Annotated in this window: 15 protein-coding genes; all 15 read right to left on the bottom strand. The window is 60.3% G+C overall.

Annotated elements, in window-relative coordinates; genetic code table 11:
- Window positions 1-18 precede the first annotated feature (18 nt).
- The 15 genes from ACYZT6_RS06165 to ACYZT6_RS06095 all read right to left on the bottom strand — a co-directional run bounded on the left by ACYZT6_RS06165 (window position 19) and on the right by ACYZT6_RS06095 (window position 19,814).
- Window positions 19-945, bottom strand: coding sequence for a ketoacyl-ACP synthase III (locus ACYZT6_RS06165; protein WP_462026151.1), 927 nt, complete (start codon window positions 943-945; stop codon window positions 19-21).
- 229 nt (window positions 946-1,174) lie between these two features.
- Window positions 1,175-2,227: a pseudaminic acid synthase gene (gene pseI / locus ACYZT6_RS06160; RefSeq protein WP_462026150.1), complete on the bottom strand. Its 1,053-nt coding sequence runs from the start codon at window positions 2,225-2,227 to the stop codon at window positions 1,175-1,177.
- The gene (gene pseG / locus ACYZT6_RS06155; RefSeq protein WP_462026149.1) at window positions 2,220-3,725 is read right to left on the bottom strand and encodes a UDP-2,4-diacetamido-2,4,6-trideoxy-beta-L-altropyranose hydrolase; all 1,506 of its coding nucleotides are present in this window, start codon (window positions 3,723-3,725) and stop codon (window positions 2,220-2,222) included. The genes pseI and pseG overlap by 8 nt, the downstream gene beginning before the upstream one ends.
- Complete coding sequence (gene pseF / locus ACYZT6_RS06150) at window positions 3,722-4,417, bottom strand: pseudaminic acid cytidylyltransferase (RefSeq protein WP_462026148.1); 696 nt, start codon at window positions 4,415-4,417, stop codon at window positions 3,722-3,724. Before pseF ends, pseG begins: the two co-directional genes overlap by 4 nt.
- A 37-nt stretch (window positions 4,418-4,454) precedes the next feature.
- On the bottom strand, window positions 4,455-5,624 hold the full coding sequence (pseC, locus tag ACYZT6_RS06145) for a UDP-4-amino-4,6-dideoxy-N-acetyl-beta-L-altrosamine transaminase (protein WP_462026147.1): 1,170 nt from the start codon (window positions 5,622-5,624) through the stop codon (window positions 4,455-4,457).
- 103 nt (window positions 5,625-5,727) lie between these two features.
- On the bottom strand, window positions 5,728-8,661 hold the full coding sequence (locus tag ACYZT6_RS06140; protein WP_462026146.1) for a TIGR00180 family glycosyltransferase: 2,934 nt from the start codon (window positions 8,659-8,661) through the stop codon (window positions 5,728-5,730).
- Window positions 8,662-8,712: 51 nt separating this feature from the next.
- Window positions 8,713-9,450, bottom strand: coding sequence for a cephalosporin hydroxylase family protein (locus ACYZT6_RS06135; protein ID WP_094471212.1), 738 nt, complete (start codon window positions 9,448-9,450; stop codon window positions 8,713-8,715).
- Window positions 9,451-9,467: 17 nt separating this feature from the next.
- Window positions 9,468-10,538, bottom strand: coding sequence for a class I SAM-dependent methyltransferase (locus ACYZT6_RS06130; protein WP_462026145.1), 1,071 nt, complete (start codon window positions 10,536-10,538; stop codon window positions 9,468-9,470).
- Window positions 10,528-11,385 carry an NAD-dependent epimerase/dehydratase family protein gene (locus ACYZT6_RS06125; protein WP_462026144.1) on the bottom strand — a complete coding sequence of 286 codons (858 nt, stop codon included), beginning with the start codon at window positions 11,383-11,385 and terminating at the stop codon, window positions 10,528-10,530. The genes ACYZT6_RS06130 and ACYZT6_RS06125 overlap by 11 nt, the downstream gene beginning before the upstream one ends.
- Complete coding sequence (locus ACYZT6_RS06120) at window positions 11,382-12,608, bottom strand: methyltransferase domain-containing protein (RefSeq protein WP_462026143.1); 1,227 nt, start codon at window positions 12,606-12,608, stop codon at window positions 11,382-11,384. Before ACYZT6_RS06120 ends, ACYZT6_RS06125 begins: the two co-directional genes overlap by 4 nt.
- On the bottom strand, window positions 12,605-13,165 hold the full coding sequence (locus ACYZT6_RS06115) for a dTDP-4-dehydrorhamnose 3,5-epimerase family protein (RefSeq protein WP_462026142.1): 561 nt from the start codon (window positions 13,163-13,165) through the stop codon (window positions 12,605-12,607). Before ACYZT6_RS06115 ends, ACYZT6_RS06120 begins: the two co-directional genes overlap by 4 nt.
- Entirely contained in the window at window positions 13,162-14,244 is a 1,083-nt protein-coding gene (rfbG, locus tag ACYZT6_RS06110) for a CDP-glucose 4,6-dehydratase (RefSeq protein WP_462026141.1), read from the bottom strand. The genes ACYZT6_RS06115 and rfbG overlap by 4 nt, the downstream gene beginning before the upstream one ends.
- Window positions 14,226-14,999, bottom strand: a complete 774-nt coding sequence (gene rfbF / locus ACYZT6_RS06105) for a glucose-1-phosphate cytidylyltransferase (protein ID WP_438662263.1) — start codon at window positions 14,997-14,999, stop codon at window positions 14,226-14,228. The genes rfbG and rfbF overlap by 19 nt, the downstream gene beginning before the upstream one ends.
- 462 nt (window positions 15,000-15,461) lie before the next feature.
- Entirely contained in the window at window positions 15,462-15,788 is a 327-nt protein-coding gene (locus ACYZT6_RS06100; protein ID WP_462026140.1) for a hypothetical protein, read from the bottom strand.
- 453 nt (window positions 15,789-16,241) lie between these two features.
- Window positions 16,242-19,814 (bottom strand): glycosyltransferase, encoded by a 3,573-nt coding sequence (locus ACYZT6_RS06095; protein ID WP_462026139.1) that lies wholly within the window; start codon window positions 19,812-19,814, stop codon window positions 16,242-16,244.
- Window positions 19,815-19,826 lie beyond the last annotated feature (12 nt).

Raw genomic sequence — 19,826 nt, 5'->3', positions numbered from 1 at the left:
TTGACTAAAGCACCGGGTTCAAGGGCGATAGAGGATCGCCGAGCCCCAGGACAGGCCAACGCCGAAACCGCTCAGCGCGACGCGCTTCCAGTTGGAGTCCAGTACGTGTTTTTCCAATAGCAACGGAATGCTCGAAGACACGGTGTTGCCGGTCTCGACCATGTCCTTGATGAACTTCTCCGGTTCACCTTCGAAGCGGCGCGCCACGGCGTCGACAATCGCTGCGCTGCCCTGGTGAATACAGAAGGCATCGATATCGTCAGCGGTCAGTTGCGAGTCGGCCAGCAGCTCATGCAAATGCGCCGGGACTTTGAGCAGCGCAAAGTTGAACACCTGACGACCGTTCATGTAGAACACGCCGTCGGTGACTTTCAGGTGCGGCGCACCGGAACCGTCGGTGCCGAACTTGGCTTTGCCCAGCTGCCAAGGCGCGTTTTCACCCATCCAGGTTGCGGTGGCGGCGTCGCCGAAAAGCATCGTGGTGTTGCGGTCTTCCGGGTCGACGATCTTCGAATAAGGGTCGGCGGTGATCAGCAAACCGTTCTTCAAGCCGGCGGCTTCCATGAAGCCCTTGATCGCGTAGATGCCATAAACGTAGCCGGAGCAGCCCAGGGAAATATCGAACGCAGCCACGGTGGTCGGCAGGCCGAGTTTGTCCTGAACGATGGCTGCGGTGTGGGGCAGGCCTTCTTCGTCACCGTTCTGGGTGACGACGATCAGTACGTCGATGGATTCGCGTTTCAGATCAGGATTGTTGGCGAACAGCGCGTTGGCTGCTTCAACACAAAGGTCCGAAGTTTCCTGCCCGGCGTCTTTGCGCGGCAGGAAGGCCGAACCGATTTTCCCCAGGATGAACTCTTCATCCTTTTCGAATTTTGCACCTTGTGCGTAATTGTCCACGCCGGCTACAGGAACGTAGCTCGCAATGCTTTTTATGCCAATCATTACGGCTTCCCAATAATAAACAGCCCAATACCACCGCTCGCAATGATTCGAGGGGCGCCGACAAACAGAGAAAAACGTCGCCCCCATCGAGGCGACTGCGGGAAGAATAAAAGGCTATCACTGGGCCAAACAAAGACCAGGCGCCACCTTCCCGATTAATACAATACAGTGAAGATGCGCGTTATGACTCGCAGGTCACGCTATTTTGCCGAAACAGACCGACAACGCGTTATTCGACCAACGACCAGTCCAGCGGGGTTCCACGCTTGATGGCGTGGCGGGCGCGGCGGCCCAGAAGACTTTCAGCGTGTTTGGGCGCCAGCCCCAGGCCAGGACGGATGGCCCGCAGATTGACGACGGTAAACGGCTCGCCGGCTGCCATGTCTTGCGTGACATACAGCGAGCGTCGGTACACCAGCGACTTGCGCTCCGCTTCGGTGACGCCGTAATGCACCTGGCCCATGGCTTGCCAGGCACGCTCGGTTTCGATCACCAAGCTTTCGAGTTCGGCCGGTTCCAGGGAGAAACTGGCGTCGACACCACCGGCCGAACGGTCGAGGGTGAAGTGTTTTTCCACTACCGTCGCTCCCAGCGCTACCGCCGCCACGGACACGCCGACACCCATGGAGTGATCGGACAGCCCGACTTCGCAGCCAAACAATTCACGCAAGTGAGGAATCGTGCGCACGTTGCTGTTGGCCGGGGTCGCCGGGTAGGTGCTGGTGCATTTGAGCAGCACCAAGTCCTTGCACCCCGCCTCACGGGCAGCGCGCACGGTTTCATCGAGCTCGGCGATGCTGGCCATGCCGGTGGAGATGATCAATGGCTTGCCGGTGGCGGCGACCCGGCGAATCAGCGGCAGGTCGGTGTTTTCGAAACTGGCGATCTTGTAGGCCGGCACGTCCAGGCGCTCGAGGAAGTCGACGGCGCTGTCATCGAACGGCGTGGAGAACGCCAGCATGCCCAGTTCTTTGGCCCGGGCGAAAATCGGTGCGTGCCATTCCCACGGCGTATGCGCTTTCTCGTATAACGCGTACAACGAGGTTCCGGCCCACAGACTGTTGGGGTCCTTGATGAAGAACTCGCCCTCGGACAGGTCCAGGGTCATGGTGTCTGCGGTGTAGGTTTGCAGCTTCAAGGCATGCGCGCCGGCCCTGGCCGCGGCTTCGACGATTTGAAGCGCCATGTCCAGCGACTGGTTATGGTTGCCACTCATCTCGGCGATGATGAACGGTGGCGCGTCGGCACCGATTGAGCGGTTGCCGATCTTGAAACTAGTCATTGCTGTAATCCTTCAATACGCGCGTGAACGCGCAAGCACTCTGAGTGAAACCGGCTTCGCGAAATACCTTCAGCGACGGCTGGTTGGCCGGCAATACCTGAGCGGTGATGGCGGTCAGTTGCGGCCAGTGGGTCGTGACAAACGCCTCGCCGCGGGTCAGCAACGCCCTGCCCCAACCCAGGCCGATGCGATCTTCGAACAGATAAATCGAGACTTCGGCTTCAACGCCGCGCAAGTCATAACGCAGCACACCCACCGGACCGTCATCGGCCTCGGCGATCAGCAGCAAGCGCTGCTCATTGTTCAAACTGGAGGTCAGCCAGCTTTGATGCGACGCCCATTCAATCGCCCCGGTCTCCAGCGACCAGCGCCGCACCGCCTCGGCATTGCGCCCATCGAACAGAAGCTGCGCATCGTCTGCGGTCGCGGGGCGGATCTGCAACACCGCACCGGCCAAGGCGGCCGCCACTCGCTGCGCGCCGCGGCCATCGACCAGTTGCCGCGAATGTTCGGCCAGGCTCTGGCGTACCCCCTGATTACCCGCGACAAAACCGATGGCTTGGCGCAGTTGTTCGACGCTCACCTGCTCACGAGTGCCCAGATAAACATGTGCGCCCGAAGCCGCCATGACCTCGCCGTTGGCCTGCTGATTATTCGAAACCGCAATACAAATCGTCGGCAAGCCCATGGCCGCCCGCTCCCAACTGGTGCCGCCACCGGCGCCGACAAACAGGTCGGCCTCGGTCATCAGCCGGTAGAAGTCGCTGACAAAACTGTGCAAACGCCAGTTCGGGCGATTCGCTGCCATGGCCTGCATCGTGTCCCAGGCCGGGTTGTCGGCACCGGCAACGAAATCGACTTCCAGCGCATCGAAATCCGCCATCGCCAGCATCGCGTGGTGAGTCTGCATCGCCGCATCGAAGCCGCCGAAATTCACCAGCACCCGCTTGGCTTTAGGCCTGATCGGTATCGCCGGGCAGCGGAACTCATCGCGCAGCATCGCGAAACGAGGGCCGAGCAAGGTTTGGCAATCGGATTTGAGCAGCGAGGCGTAGGCCTGCGGTGTGCCGGACAAGTTTTGATTGAGCAACAAATCGACGCTGTACTGGCGGGTGGCAAGGTCATCCACCGCAGCGATCCGTGGTGCCCAGCGCCGTGCCGCGTTCTGCCAGTGATGGTCGAGGCCATAGTGGTCGACGACGATCCAGTCGAACGCCGGATGGTTTTCCAACGCGTGCGCCAACGCGTCGATGTCCGCCTGCCACGGCAGCATGGATTCGATGGCTTGCTGCGGGTCTTCATCGGGATAGCGCTCTGGCAACGCGAAGGTTTCGAAACCTTCGGCCGCCAGCGCGTCCAGACGATGCCCCGGCAGCAGCCGACAGGCAAAGGCCACGTGCGAGCCCTGCTTGCGCAAGGTTCTGGCCAGGGGCAACAAGCGAGCGATATGCCCGCTGCCAATGGTCGGCGACGCGTCGGAACGAATCAGTACCCTCATTGCAATTCACCGCCGGCCTTCAGCGCGGCGTACAGGTATTCAGCGCGCTTCCAGTCTTCGGGAGTGTCGATGTCCTGCACCAGATGCCGCGGCAGAATCACCGGCAGGCTCGCCGGGGAAAACAACACATCACCGCGCAACCAGGCCTCGCTGCGCCCCCAGTAGAACTGACCGGCGTCTTGGAAGGCTTCGGCCAGATCCTGCGAGCGAGTGTTGCGAAATTCCGGGTACAACGATGTCAGTGCGCCCTGCTCGTCGAGGGTCAAGGCACGCTGCACGGGAAAGCCGAAACCGGCCACGGAAAACGCGAAGGATTTATCCGGGTGCTGCTCCAGCAATTCAAATCCCTGACGCAGAAACCGCGCCTGCAACAGCGGCGCGGTGGCGTAGAGGCAGCAGGCATAGTCGAACGCCGAAAGCTCATTCAAGGCATGCACCATCACCGCAGCGGTGCCGGTGAAATCGTCGGCCAACGACGCCGGACGCATGAACGGCACCTCAGCACCATGCGCCCGCGCGAGCTCGGCGATTTCTTCATCGTCGGTGCTGACGACTACCAGATCGAACAGCTGCGAATCCAGCGCCGTACGGATCGAGCGGACGATCATCGGCACGCCGTCGAACGGCTTGAGGTTCTTGCGCGGTATGCGTTTGCTGCCGCCCCGGGCCGGGATAACGGCCACGCTACTCACAGCCGACTCTCCGTCACCCGACGATAAATCATGATGTTCAACCGAGAATTCGCCTCAAATGTTCCACCACTTCTTCCTGCTCTTCATCCGTCAGATCCGGGTACAACGGCAAGCTGATGGCCTCGGAAAAGTAACGTTCGGCCTGCGGAAAGTCGCCATCCTTGAAACCCTGCTCACGGTAATACGGCTGCAAATGCACCGGAATGTAATGCAGGTTCACACCCAACCCGGCAGCCCGCAACGCTTCGAACACCTGGGTCTGGTTGAGCTTGACCTGCGCCAACTGCAACCGAACCACGTACAGGTGCCAGGCCGACTCTGTACCCGACTGAACCCCCGGTAATGTCACCGGGATACCGGCCAGCAGTGTTTCATAACGCGCAGCCAGTTGACGACGCCGGGCGACAAACGCATCGAGCCGCGCCATTTGCGACAGGCCCAACGCAGCATGCAGATCGGTCATGCGGTAATTGAAGCCCAGTTCCAATTGCTGGTAGTACCACAACCCCGTGTCCGGCACGTTCATCTGCGCCGGATCACCGGTAATGCCGTGGCTGCGCAAGCGCCGCAAACGGTCGGCGAACTCCGGGCGATTGGTCAGCACCATGCCACCCTCGGCGCTGGTAATGATCTTGACCGGGTGAAAGCTGAAAATCGTCATTGCAGCGTACTGGCCACAACCGACTGGCCGACCGAGATACGAGGCACCCACCGCATGGGAGGCGTCTTCGATCAAGGTGAAACCATAGCGTTCGGACAACTGCGAGATCGTACGCATGTCGCAACTCTGCCCGGCGAACGCGACCGCCACCACCACTTTGGGCAGCTTGCCGGCGGCTTCGGCGATCTCGAGTTTCTCGGCGAGTAACCGAGCATCCAGGTTCAAGGTATGCGGGTCGATGTCGACGAAATCGACGTCGGCGCCACAGTAGCGACCGCAGTTGGCGGAGGCGACAAAAGTGTTGGGACTGGTCCAGAGGTAATCGCCCGGCCCAAGTCCTGCGACCAGGCAGGCAATGTGCAACGCCGCCGTGGCGTTGCATACCGCTACCGCATATTCAGCCTGGCAGTGTTCGGCCAGGGCTTTTTCAAAGCGCTCGATCGTCGGTCCCTGGGTCAGCCAGGGCGAGTTGAGCACTGCCATGACGGCGTCAATGTCCGACTGATCGATGTTCTGTCGGCCGTAGGGAATCCGGTACGGCATCATGACCGTGACTCAACACAATGCCCAACCAACGGGCAGACACAAGTGTCCTTGAACTTCATTTTGCCGTTGCACATGTGTTGAGTCCTTTTGCTGATCTGACAGCTTAAGCGAGCAACTGCGCCCAGTTCACACTGGAAGCGTCGCCGAGGGTAAAGCCCTTGCCGGTCAAGGCCAGGTTCTGGTTGTAAGCCGAATCCTGGGCGAAACGCGCTTGCCACTTGTCTTGCAGGGCTGCGGCGGTTTGCGGCGCGTCAGGCAACAGGCCCGGGTGCAGCATTTGCGCCTGCGGGCACCAGACAATCAGGTAACCGGCGTCGGCAGCCTTCAGGCACAGATCGATGTCAGCGAAGGCCTCGTCGAAATGCTCTTCGTCCAGACCGCCGACGGCTTCATAAAGGTCTTTGCGAACCATCATGCAAGCCCCGGACACTGCCGAGTAGTTCTGCTCCACCTGATGACCGTTCATGTAGCCTTTGGCATCTTTGCGCTCACCGATAAACACCGAGCCCAGTACACCGTTAAGGCCCAGTACCAGACCGGCCTGAGTGGTGACACCACGGAAGTCCATCAGCTTGGCGCCGACAATCCCGACTTCCGGACGCTGAGCCTGGTTGAGCAGACTATCGAGCCAGTTGGAGTTGACCACTTCGACGTCGGCCGACATCAGCACCACGTAGTCGCCCTTGGCTTCACGCACGGCAACGTTGTACAGCGCCGAGGCGCTCAGACGCTTGCCGGTCCGCAGGATGCGCAGGCGATCGCCCTTGCCTTCCAGGCTGGCCAACCAAGTGGCGAGTTCTTCGGACTGACTGTGGTTATCGGCAATCAGGATTTCATGCTGCTGATAACGGGTACGTTGCAGCACGCTGACCACGGCGCGTTGCAGCGACTCGAAATTGTCCTGGCTGTGCAGGATGATCGACACTTTCGGGCGCTTGGCGTGCTGGTAGTCGATCTGCCAGGTTTGCGGCAGCTCGGAGCTGACCTGGCCGCGGTAGCCGCGGGCCGTCAGGGAACGGGTCAGGGTCTGACGCTCGTGAGGGTTTGCCTCGGTGGACGGGGCGTTGCAGATCAGCAGCGGCTCGGCCAGATGTGCGAGACCACCCAAACCGCCGTCTTCGATCAGGCGCAGCACCAAATCAAATTCCAGCGCCGACGCGTATTCAGTCGAATAACCACCGGCCTCGGCCAATACGTCACGCTGAATCAGCCAGTGACGGGCCATCAGCGACGGCACGCTTTGCAGCAGATCGAGGTTGACGCCCGGACGGAAGACTTCGCTCAGGGAACCGTTTTCCTGACGCTGGATTTCGTCCATGGCCACCGCACGTACGCCTTCGGCGCCTTGCAATTCGAGGCTGGCACGCAGCAGGCCGCTGGCGGTGAACTGATCACCGGCCTCGGCCAGCACCAGCCAGTCGACGGTGGACTGGGTCACGCTCTGGTTGATGCGGTCAACGTAGTTGGTGGTGGTGACTTTGACGAAGTGCACGGTGTCACGCGGTGTTGTGGTTGCCGGCAAATCTCCGGTGGTGAACACCACCAGCTTGAACGCCTTGCAGTGGCCACTGACCAGGCTGTCGAAGGTGGCCTGCAACTTGACCATGTCGGCATCCAGGTCCAGCAACAGAATGCCGAATTGTGGACCGCCGTTGTGTTTGGCCAGGTGCGCGTTGATCGACTTGAGCTGCTTGGCATCCGGGTTGCGCGCGTCGATCCAGCTCAGCAGGCGACCGGAAGGCATGTTCTCGAACAACGACTGTTCGTCTTGTGCCGGCACCGACGCCAGGCGCTTGGCCCAGGCTTGCAGCTTGACGCCTTCTTCCTCTTCTTCGGTGCCCTGCAACGACTCGGCCAGACGCGCAACCACGGTGCGGTTGAACGCATAGAGGCTCAGTGCTTCCCACAAACGAGCACGCAGGGTGCGGTCGTTGTCATTAGGGTGAACGCGCATCAGCTCATGCTGCTTGAGCAAAATGCCTTCCAGTTCCTGCAACTGCAATTTGCCGGCGGGCAGGGTGTGCAGGAGGAATTCGAACTCGGTCAGCAGATCGAACACCGGCTGGTTGTAGAACGGCATTTCGACGAACTGTTGCTGACCAAACAGGCGCACCGGCTCTTTGCCCGCCCCGTGCCAGGTCGATGTGAAAATCATCGTCCCCTGCAACGAACGCAGGTTAGTCAGGCAGTCGGCCATGGTGGCGAAGCTGTCCAGCGCCACTTGCTTGCCCTCGGCCAGCGTCTTGTGGCTCATGCCGGTGGGCAACGAAGCCAGAAACTCGGCGAAGCGCTCGCGGTCGGCCACGGTTTTCGCGTCTTTAAGCGTCAACACCGTCAGCACGTTGGTGTTGTGCTCCGAGGCACCGTAGGGAATTTCCCGCACAGCGAACGGGATCGGCAGAATTCGTGCCTTGGCCCGTGCGAGCATGTAATAGGCATGGCCGATTTCCTGCCACTCGAAGCTGGTGCCTGGCAGCAGCGCGTTGTGCCAGTCTTGCAGCAGCTCGGTGCGGCTGACCGCATAGAACGGCGGCAGGAAGTGACCCATGAATTGTGTCAGGCGATCTTCGGCTTTATCCGAGCAATAATCTTCCGGTCCCTTGCGGTCGCGACGGAAGTAATTCACTTCCGTGGCGCGGGCCAGGTACATGATTCCGTAACCGTGGGCCATGCCGTAGTCGGCGTTGTCTTCGAGGAATTCCAGCGACTCGGTGACCGCATCGTGCAACAGGAAATCGTCATCGGCCGCCAGCACCATGTACGGCGTGGTCACCTGATTCACGCCATACGCGAGTTTTTCCTGCAACCCGGTGTAGGTGAACTGCGGCAGGTGCCGGTAATCGACCATCGGGTAATCCCGGGTGATGTCATCATCGCTTTTGAGCGAAGAATCCAGAACCAGAATCGTGCAGGGATAGCTGCTGTAATACTGCAAGGTACGCCGCAGGTAGGCGTTGCGGTTGTGGGAAATCACCACCACCGTCAACCGTTCATTCAGCGGTGCCACATCGTTACGAGCAGTGTTTAGAACGCGCATATCTCTATCCCCACAACCGGCCAAGCGCCGAGAACCCAGATTCAATAATGATTAACGAACGCGACGCAGGTAGCCGTCCGGCGCCACGGTGATCAGCAGCTTGTTCTGCAACTGACGGTCGATTTCGAAGTCAGCGTTTTCTTCCAGGTATTTCCACACGGCGGTCTTCGGGTTATCGCCCGGGCCCCATGGACGATCCGGGAAGAAGTCGGCCGGCATGTCTTCAACCACGGTGTCCATCACCACGCAGTAGCTGTCGACCGACACCAGTGGTGCGTACAGGCGCAGCTCTTCCAGCACGTGGTCATGGGTGTGGTTGGAATCCAGTACCAGAATGACTTTCTTGCCTTCGGCCGCCGCACGCACTTGCTCGGCGATGGCCGCGTCGATGCTCGAACCTTCGATCATTTTGATGCGCTTGCTCATCGGGTGGCTTTCGATGGCTTCGCGGTTGTGCGGGCGAATGTCGAGGTCGATACCCAGTACTTCGCCGTGACCTTGCAGCTCCAGCAACGAGGCGTAGTAGATGATCGAGCCGCCGTGGGCGATGCCGCATTCGATCACCAGGTCGGGTTTGACCTGCCAGATGATTTCCTGCATCGCCATCATGTCTTGCGGCAACTGAATGATCGGACGGCCCATCCACGAGAAGTGGTAGCTGTACTTGTGCTTGGCCGACTGGTTGAAGAAATCCTGGGCCAGGCCGGTGAGTTTCTGGTCGTCGCCCTGTGCCGCGATTTCTGCCTGGCACTCGGCTTCGAAGGCTGTATTGATGGTGTTGTCGGTCATTTTTCTAATCTCAATAGTCACTGGAACGAAGCGCTGTCGACGGCGTGATAGACGTAGCGTCCATCGGTCATCCGCTTGATTTCTTCGAGGTAGTTGGAGTTCATCACAAACAGGTTGGCGCCTTCGGGCAACGCATCCATGGCCTCTTGCGGCGAGGACACCCGCACGCCACTGAGGGGCAGATACCGACCCTGTTTGGCCGGATTGATATCCACCACGCGATCCACCGCCACACCGGCCCGTTGCAGGAACAGCGAATAGATCACGCCTTTGGATGACGCGCCCCAGATCGCCGAACCTTGTTCGGGCGCGGCTTGAATGATCTGCACCGCTCGCTCGAGGCTGCTGGTGAAACCTGGCGGCAACTCAAGGCGTGGCACCGGTTGGTCCGGGGTCAGGCGCAAGGTCGCCAGGTCCGCCACGATGTACAGGTATTGGCCACCGAACAGGTGACCTGCCTCGTGCACCGTGCCGAACATCCGGCGCAGGTCATCGAGGCGGAAGTAATTGACGTGCTCGTAGAACAGGTCGAACCAGGCACGATGCTCCAGAATCCAGTCGAAGCACGGCACTTCGATGTAGATCTGCCCGCCCTGATTGGCGTCGGCCATTTCGGCGAGGAAACTTACCGGGTCCTGAATGTGTTCCAGCACATGGCGCAGCACAATGGCGTCCGCCGCCAGGCCCAGGCCACGAGTGAACGGCGCCTTGATCACATCGGCGCTGCTGCCTTCGTAGGCCGGGTCGATGCCGGTGATGGCGTAACCCAGGCTTTTCAGCAGCTCCAGAAAGTAGCCTTTGCCGCAGCCGACTTCGATCAGTTCCTGACCCTTGAAGTGGCGGGCAATGATGCCTTCGACATCGCTCAAGTGCTTCTGGAACTGGCCCGAGTGCGCTTGCTCATTCTGGTAGTCAGCGTCGTAGCTGAGCTTGTCGGCATCGAAGGCCTGGTTGAAGATCAACCCGCTCTTTTCGTCCTGCACCAGGACCATGTCGGCGCACGCCGAAGCTTTCGCAGACGCGGGGTCGGCAAAGGTGCGGTTCTGCAACACCGGCAGGTCGGCGACCCGATACAACTCATGCCTCATGCTCTGCTCCCAGTAGCTGTTGCAAACGGTCCGCCACGCCCCAGAATGCCATCGGCTCGTGGGTCGGGTATGGGTAGTGACCGAGGTTCAAACGGATCGCTGCGCCGCGTTCCCGCAGTCGCTGCTCGACCAGCGCCCGCACCGATACCGGTTGGCCGCTGGAACAATTGATTACGCCGTCGAAATCACGGTTTTGCACGATGGCGGCGAGGTAGCCGGCGGCCGTCTCGATGGCCAGGTAATCGCGCAACTGTTCGCCGGCCGACATGTTGAAACTGTCGTCACCGGCATCGATGGCCCGGTCCAGCGCCGCCAGCAAACTGTTCGGGTTCTGCCCCTCGCCGTGCAGGTAGAACAGCCGTGCCCATTGCAGGGTGAATGGCTGAATCCGCTGCAGGTTTTCGAGGAACAGACGCAGAGTATTTTTTGCCAGCCCATAAGGATTGCCCGGCTGCGGTGTGGTCTGTTCGCTGAGCGGACCACTCTGCAGGCCGTATTCAAAACAGGTCCCGGTGACCAGCACTTGCGATACACCCGCCTCGACCGCGCCCTTGATGAACCGGTAATCGGCCATCAGGTTGTGCTCGAAGTGAAACAGCGCCTGATAGTTCGGCAACCCTGGCCAGGCCAGATGCGCCAAGGCATCAACGCCATCGGTCAGCGCGGCGATGTTCACATCGTCGGCGTGAATATCCGCCGCGATGAACTCCACGGCATTGATCCACGGCATGTTTGCTGCGGTCTCGGCGTTGCGCGCCACGGCACGGACTTCGCAGCCACGGGCGAGCAAGGCCTCGACAAGATGCCTGCCGACGAACCCGGTCGCCCCGGTGACCAGAACCTTCACAGAACGGTCAACTCAGGCACGGCGATGACAAAGCGCCCGTCCCACTCGCGCACCTGGGCCAGTTGCTGACTGACTTCGTGCAGCAGGTTCCACGGCAGCACCAGCACGTAATCCGGTTTTTCCAGCTCGATCTGCGCCGGCGAAACAATCGGTATGCGACTGCCCGGCAGGTACTTGCCCTGCTTGTGCGGGTTGGCGTCGGCGACCCAGGCCAACAGGTCCGGTTTGACGCCTGCGAAGTTGAGCAAGGTGTTGCCCTTGGCCGCGGCGCCGTAACCGACCACGCGCTTGCCGTCAGCTTTCGCCTGCAACAGGAAACGCAGCAGTTCGTGCTTGATGCGTTCGGCGGCGGGCGCGAGGGTCGCGTAGTACTCGGGGGTTTTCACCCCGGCGGCGAGTTCGGCTTGCAGCTGCTGCGCAACGGCTGGCTGCACGTCGCGTCGCACACCATCGGCACGCTGGACGAAGACCCGCAGCGAACCGCCGTGGGTCGACAACTGACTGACGTCGAACACTTCCAGACCGTTGCGCTCGCACAGCGTTTGCACCGCGGTCAGCGACAGGTAGGAATAGTGCTCGTGATACAGCGTGTCGAACTGCTGCCCGGCCATCAGGGTCAGCAACTGCGGAAACTCAAACGTCGCCACGCCGGTCGGCTTCAGCAACGTCGCGAAACCGCCGAGGAAATCATTGATGTCCGGCACATGGGCCAGCACGTTGTTGGCCGCCATCAGGTCGGCGGACCAACCGTCGGCGATCAACTGCGAAGCCGTGTCGCGGCCGAAGAACAGCTCGCGGATTTCCAGGCCTTTTTCCCGCGCCGCTTGCGCGGTGCTGCGGGTCGGCTCGACGCCCAGGCAAGGGATGCCGCGTCCGGCCACGTACTGCAACAGGTAACCGTCGTTGGCGGCGATTTCCACCACGCGGCTATCGCCGGTCAGGCCGAAGCGCTCGACCATCTCGGCCACGTACTTATCGGCATGGGCCAGCCAGGTGCTGGAGAACGAACTGAAATAGGCATACTCGGCGTCGAACAGGCTGTCGGCGCTGGTGTAATCCTCGGTCTGCACCAGCCAGCACTGCTGACATACCGCCACCTTCAGCGGCACCCATTGCTCGGCTTGCTCCAGCTGATCGGCGTGCACATAGGCGTTGGACGGCGGCGAGGTGCCGAGATCGATCAGCGGCAAGGCCAGAGAAGTCCCGCAACCACGGCAGTTCATACGCGTACTCCAGCGAAGTGTTCATCGAGCAAGGGATGGCTGGAATCCCTGGCCGACAGATTATTGACAGGCAACGGCCAGGCAATCGCCAGCCGTGGATCGTTCACACTCAAACCACCCTCATGCGCAGGCGTGTAATCCGCGCTGTGCAGGTAGAGCAATTCGGCGTCGTCGGTCAGGGTCTGAAAGCCATGGGCGAACCCGGCCGGGATCAACAGGCTGCGTCCATCGCCGGCGCGCAGGTGTTCGGCATGCCAGTGCAGGAAGGTCTCGGAGTCGGGGCGCAAATCCACCGCCACGTCCCAGACTTCACCGCGCAGGCAGGTGATCAGCTTGGCTTCCGGCGCTCTGGCGTTCTGGTAATGCAGACCACGCACACTGCCGCGCTCGCGGGTGCAGGAATGGTTGATCTGACGGATATGAAACGGTTGCCCGAAGGCGCTGAGGCTGCCTTCACAGAACAGCCGCGCAAAGTGCCCGCGCTCATCTTCGAAGCGTTTGTGCTGCACGCTGAACAACCCGGCGAGCGGCAATGGTTTCAACAGAAACTCGCTCACAGCGCGCCTCGGTACAGGTTCAACTGGCTCAGGGTGATGGCGCGCATGTCGTCGCCGTTTTGCCACGCCAAGTGCCAGTCGAGGGTCTGGGTCAGGCACTGCTGCAACGACCAGCGCGGTTGCCAGGCCAACAGTTGACGGGCGCGGCTGCTGTCCAGGCGCAGCAGACCGGCCTCATGCAAATCACTCGGCTCGATACGCAGGCCGCGCGCTTGCGGCCAGCGGCTGGCAAGCAATTCGACGACTTCGCCGACGCTGCACATGTCCGCTTCGCTCGGACCGAAGTTCCACGCACCGGCAAATTCGGGACCTTTTTCGTAGAGCCCGGCGGCCAGTTGCAGGTAACCGGCCAGCGGCTCCAGCGCGTGCTGCCACGGACGCACGGCTTGCGGGTAGCGCAGGGTCACGGGTTCGTCGGCGGACCAGGCTTTCAACACATCCGGAATCAAACGTTCCGGGGCAAAATCACCACCGCCCAAGACGTTGCCGGCACGCGCCGTGGCCAAAGCCAAGCCGTGTTCGGCATACTTTTCAGCCGGGAAGAACGAAGCGGCGTAAGACTGTGCCAACAACTCGCAGCAAGCTTTGCTGCTGCTGTACGGATCGTGTCCACCGAGGGCTTCGTTTTCACGGTACGGCCACAGCCATTCCTGGTTGGCGTAAACCTTATCGGTGGTCACCAGCACGCAGGCGCGCACGCCGCCGACCTGGCGGATCGCTTCAAGCAGGTTGAGGGTGCCCATGACGTTGCTGGAGTAAGTCCCCAGCGGGTCGCGATAACCTTCGCGCACCAGCGGCTGAGCCGCCAGGTGCAGGACGATTTCTGGCTGGGTCTCGGCGATCAGCTCCAGCAACGCGCCGAGGTCACGCAGATCGCCGCGTTGATCGTTGATGCCTTCGTGCACCCGCGCCAGCTCGAACAGACTCGGCTCGGTCGACGGGTCGAGCGAAAAACCGCTGACCTCGGCGCCCAGGCTTTGCAGCCACAACGTCAGCCAGCTGCCTTTGAAGCCGGTATGGCCAGTCAGCAGAACCCGCTTGCCGCGCCAGAACTCCGGGCTCAGTCCCATTGTTTCCATGGGGCCTCCCCGCTCAGCCACAGTTGCTCAAGGTGGTTTTTGTCGCGCAGGGTGTCCATCGGATGCCAGAAACCGTCGTGCTGGAAGGCTTGCAGTTGCTGTTCGCTGGCCAGCGCGGCCAACGGCTCGGCCTCCCAGGAGGTCTGATCGTCGGCGATGTACGGCAGCACTTTTGGCGACAGCACGAAGAAACCACCATTGATCCAGCCACCATCACCACGTGGTTTTTCAATGAAGCCTTTGACGCTGTCACCGTCGCGCTCCAGGGCGCCGTAACGGCCCGGTGGCTGCACGGCGGTCACGGTCGCGAGCTTGCCGTGGGTCAGGTGGAAGTCCACCAACGCGCCAATGTTGAGGTCCGAGACGCCGTCGCCGTAGGTGAAGCAGAACGCTTGTTCGCCTTCCAGGTAACGGGCGGCGCGACGCAGGCGGCCACCGGTCATGGTGTCTTCGCCGGTGTCGATCAGGGTCACGCGCCACGGTTCGCTGTAGTTCTGGTGAACGTCCATGCGGTTGTTGCACATGTCGAAGGTGACGTCGGAGGTGTGCAGGAAATAGTTGGCGAAGAAATCCTTGATCGCGTAGCCCTTGTAGCCAAGGCAGATCACGAAGTCGTGAATCCCGTGGGCGGAGTACTGTTTCATAATGTGCCAAAGAATTGGCTTGCCGCCGATTTCGATCATTGGCTTGGGCTTGAGGTGCGACTCTTCGCTGATCCGCGTACCGAGACCACCTGCCAGAATTACTGCCTTCATCGCTGTCCTCTTGCTCTTCGCGCGGCCCTGCCTCCCCCGCGAGGGGTCGGTGAACCGTCAGATGCACATCATTTACCCGCAGCCACTGGGGCCTTCACGCGTTTTGAGGTGAAGGTTTTATGGCGATATGCGGGGGACTTGCAGGAAGTGAGCCAATTGCTCGGGGTGGGTGACTGACGGGAAGTTAGAGCTTTCTAGAGGCGGGAGGTGAGCTTGGGATTTGGGATTTGGGATTTGGGTACATATCCGTTTCTGCGGTAACGGCTACTTATGGTTTCGCTCTTACAGCGACTCCCTTTGGCAAACGCCCCAAAGGAAGCAAAGGTCTTCGCCCCGGCGTACGGCGCCTCGCTAAGGCTCCGCGTTCCCTCGCTACGGTGTCCATCAGGGGGCGTCGCCTACGGTCTGCTTCGCGACGACCTCCTCTCGATGTGTGCGGCTTCGCCGCACGGCGCTTCGCGCCTAACCCCCTGATGAACACCTACGCTCGGCCTGCCGAAGGGGCGAGAGATCAAAAGCAGAATCAAGATCAAAAGCCAAAGCCAAAGCCAAAGCCAAAGCCAAAGCCAAAGCCAAAGCCAAAGCCAAAGCCAAAGCCAAAGCCAAAGCCAAAGCCAAAGCCAAAGCCAAAGCCAAAGCCAAAGCCAAAGCCAAAGCCAAAGCCAAAGCCAAAGCCAAAGCCAAAGCCAAAGCCAAAGCCAAAGCCAAAGCCAAAGCCAAAGCCAAAGCCAAAGCCAAAGCCAAAGCCAAAGCCAAAAGGATCGTAGCCTTCGGGAAGCTTGCGTACATCCGCAAGTACAGGTCGCTACCAGACCGCCTTCGCGGGCAAGCCTCGCTCCTACAAAAGCAAGCAGAGCAGCGTACGGCTTTTGCTCTTCACCACTCATCAGGCCGAGCGTTAGCTCGCCTTCAGCTTTTGATCTTGATCCACCCGCCCCTTTCGGGAGGCTGAGTGGAGGTGTTCATCCGGGGAGTGGCGCGCAGCGCCGTTCGACGCAGTCGAACACGCTGCATGTAGGTGCAGCGAAGCCAACCGGAGGGCAGTGTCCCCGGATGGATACCGGAGCGAAGGTACACCGAGCCTAGGCGAGGGGCCGGACGCTCGGGGCGAGCCTTTTTTTGCTTACTTTTTTTTGGCGTTTGAAAAAAAAGTGAGTCGCCGTAAGGGCGAAACCATAAGCCGCCGTTACCGAAGAAACGGATATGTACACCGAACAAACGGTTTGTACACGGAACAAACAATCAGTCCGGCAACCACCCCCAAAGCCAATGCTGCAAATTATCCCCACGCAACATAAAGTCCCGATGCACCGCCTCCCGCAACTGATCCCCCATGCGATAACTGGCATCCGGATCAGCCAGGTGCATACGAATCGCCTGCAACCACTCCTCAGTACTGTTACTCAGAACCTTGGTACACGGCAGGAACCCGTCATAAGCACGGGTATCAGTACAAATAACCGGATACCCGCAAGCCCCATATTCCAGCAACCGCAAATTACTTTTGCAGTCGTTGAAGATATGAAACTCCAACGGCGCCAACGCCAAATCAAGATTCAGGCTCGCCAATTTGTACGGGTAACTCTGCAAATCGATGGTGCCATAGAACTCATGAACGTACGGGCGCAACGCATCCGGACACATGCCAAAGAAGACCCAATCCACCTCATTGGCCAGCTCGCGAACCACATCGGCAATGATTTCCAAGTCGCCGGTGTGACTGGTGCCACCGCCCCAGCCAACCCGTGGTTTTTTCGAGGTACGGCGCTGACTGCTCAGCGTCAACCATGGCTCCGGCGGCAGCATGTTGGGCACCACGCGAATATCGCTGTGCATGCTCGACAACACATCGGCCAACGACGGAGTGGTCACCACCACGCGGTCGCACTGGGCAATGCCCTCACGCAACAACTGCTCGGTGTTGATCGGCTTGTTGCGAGCGTGGCTGTTCTTTTTCGGCGTGCTGACAATGTAGTCGTCCAGCTCGAAAATACGCAGGGCATTGGAGTACTTCTTCATCCGCAGAATGTCGGCCGCCGAGCCTTCACCATAGCGCCCCTGCAAAATAATGGTGTCAGGCGACAAGCGCTCGATTTCCACGCTCGACGGCGACTCGTAAGCCACACGCGAAATGACCCGCCCGGCCGCCTCAAGCTCAGCCAAAGGCGCTGTCACACGGTAATGCCCGATCGCCGACTCGTTGACCGGTAACCCGAGAATCACCGGGAGATCGCGATGGCAGAACGGGTTCCAGTTGTTGCGCAGCGAAGGCTCCAGACTGAAGCTCGACACCCCGAGCGTCAGCGCCGGATTGTAGGCCGGATCACGGGCTATTTTCGGCAACCACTTTTTGTAGAAGGTTTCCTGCTCAAGCATCTGCGCAGACACATTGTCCTGCGACGCTGCTGGTGATGTGTGCTCCCCCATCACCACACTTGCGAAAGGTGTCCAGACGATCAGATAACCGTTTTTATCCGCTTTGAGGCAGAGATCAGCAGCGCCGAGCTCCAGGCTGAACTCGGCGTCATCCAACTGACCCAGGCTGTCGAACACTTCTTTGCGCACCATCAGGCAATCACTGCTGACAGCGCTCCAGTTCTGCACCACTTGCAGACGCTGCATGTAGCCGCGAGCACTGACATGCTCGCCCAGAAACGGCGAACTGGCAGGTCCGGCCAGCCCCAGAACCAAACCGGCAGAGACAATCGCACCGTTGGCACTCAGCAGGCGTGCACCCACTACGCCGACTTCCGGACGTTGAGCGTGGTTGAGCAGTTCGGTGAGCCAGTCGCCCGCGCAGATCACGCTGCGCGGGCTAAGCGTCAACAAGTACTCGCCACGCGCATGGCTGGCAGCGAAGTTGACGATGGCCGCCTCGCCGGTACGCCCGTCAAAATGCAGCACTCGCAACATGGCGGCGCCCAGTTGAGACATCGCTTCCAGCCACTCGGCCATCGCCGAATCGCCGCGCCCTTCATCCACAATCAGGATTTCGTATTCGGTGTATGAGGTCTGTTCGATCAGGCTTTCGGTGCAGCGCTGCAAGGCGGCCAGCGATGTGCCCGCCGCAATGATGATCGAGACCACAGGCCGATGAGCATGCAGGTAATCGATGCGTTTGAGCAGCGGCAACTCGCAGTCGCGAATCCGGTGCTCAAGACCGATGCGAGTCAGGTGCGCGCTGACCAGCGCCTCGCTGCCCTCGATCACTTCCGGCAACGACAGCCAATCGGCGAAGGTCTGCGTCGACTCCACCTGGATCTCGGCAATGTGCTCAATGGTGTGCAACCCGGCCTCTTCTACCAGCCGCCAGAGCAAATCCTGCGGCGCCAATTCGCCATGAGCTGAATCGAAACCACCCACCGTCAAAAAGCGCTCGCGCTCGAACGCCAGAGTGCGCCCGACGTACGGGTAGGAACGCATGAGGTCGAGATTGAAGCCTGGCTTGAACACCGGATCGGCGGACTCACCCTCCAGCAGCGCACCCTCATCGCTGTAAGCGCAAAGCATGCCCGGAGTGCCGGCAATGCGCTCCGCCAGCACCAGCAGCGACGACTCACGCAACGTGTCACCCGCGCGCAGCAAATAGAACCAATGCGCGCCTTCAAGCGCAGGCACCACGGCATTGAGCTGGTGCGACCAGTTGTCCTCAAGCGGCAACTGCAGCACGTTATCGGCACCATCGCAGTCGCCGTTCGATAGCACTACCACCGCTTGCGGTGCGTACAGTTGAGTGGCGAGGCTGGCCAGGGTGGCGTTCAGGGCGACGCTATCGGACGCGGTGTCGATGATGATCGGCACCAGGTTCGGACGCACGGCCCAGCGGCTGATCGTTTCCGGCATGTGCCGCGTTTCCGCCGAAGTGAAATGACGACTCGCCAGCCACTCTCGGTAGAAATCGGCATAGCTGTCGCTCTGCCCACCGACTCGGCCATTGACCACGGTGTTGCGGCCGCCCAGTACGCGCACCACGCACAACTCTTGCCACTGACGAGGCTCATCCGCCGCCTTGTTCAAATCAACCGTGCGCACCCAACCCGAGGCCGGTGCCGACTCCCCTCCTCGCGTGGTGAGCATCTGAATCAACCATTCCAGTTCCTGCGCGGCGGCGCGGACCATTTCCGACGTTTTGCTCAGACGTTCCGGGTACAGACGTTCGGTGCTCAGCACCGTATTCAGCATCGCCATATTGCCGCGTCGCAGCAGGCACACGAATAAAGCGAAATCGAGCATCGCGACAAAGCCGCAACTTTCCTGAACCAGCGCAGGCAACAGCTCCAGCACATCGGCACGGCGCATCAGGGTCGAGCTGAAGTTGCCGATGAAATTCTTTGGCGTGCCCTCGAAAATAGCCAACATGTCATCGCCCTTGAGCAATGCATCGCCAGGCGAGAACAGGCAGTTATCGAGCCTTGGCGGCAGGATGAAGTTCCCGGCATCGCTGAACATGCGCAGGCCGCAAACGAGCGTGACCTCGGGATGATCGATCAGCGCTCGTGCCTGCACCTCGATGCTCGGCGCAAACAGGCGATCGTCGTCGCACAGCACTTTGATGAACGTGCCCCTGGCTTCTTTGACACAGCGCAGCACGTTATTTTGCAGGCCCAGGCGCTTCGGGTTACGCAGGTAACGAACAGGGTGCACAGGGTCGGCAAACGACTGGACGATGTCGCGAATCTCGTCGGTGGACGAATCGTCACAGATGACGATCTCGACGTTCTCATAGGTTTGAGCGAGCGAACTTTCCAGCGCCTGACTGAAGAAGCGCGGGTTGAAGGCGGGAATGACGATACTGACTAGAGGGTGTTGATTCACGGCGAAACTCTC

The sequence above is a fragment of the Pseudomonas sp. RT6P73 genome (genome assembly GCF_054897715.1).
Note: the sequence above shows the minus strand (reverse complement) of the source record. Positions and strands in the feature narration are given on the sequence as shown.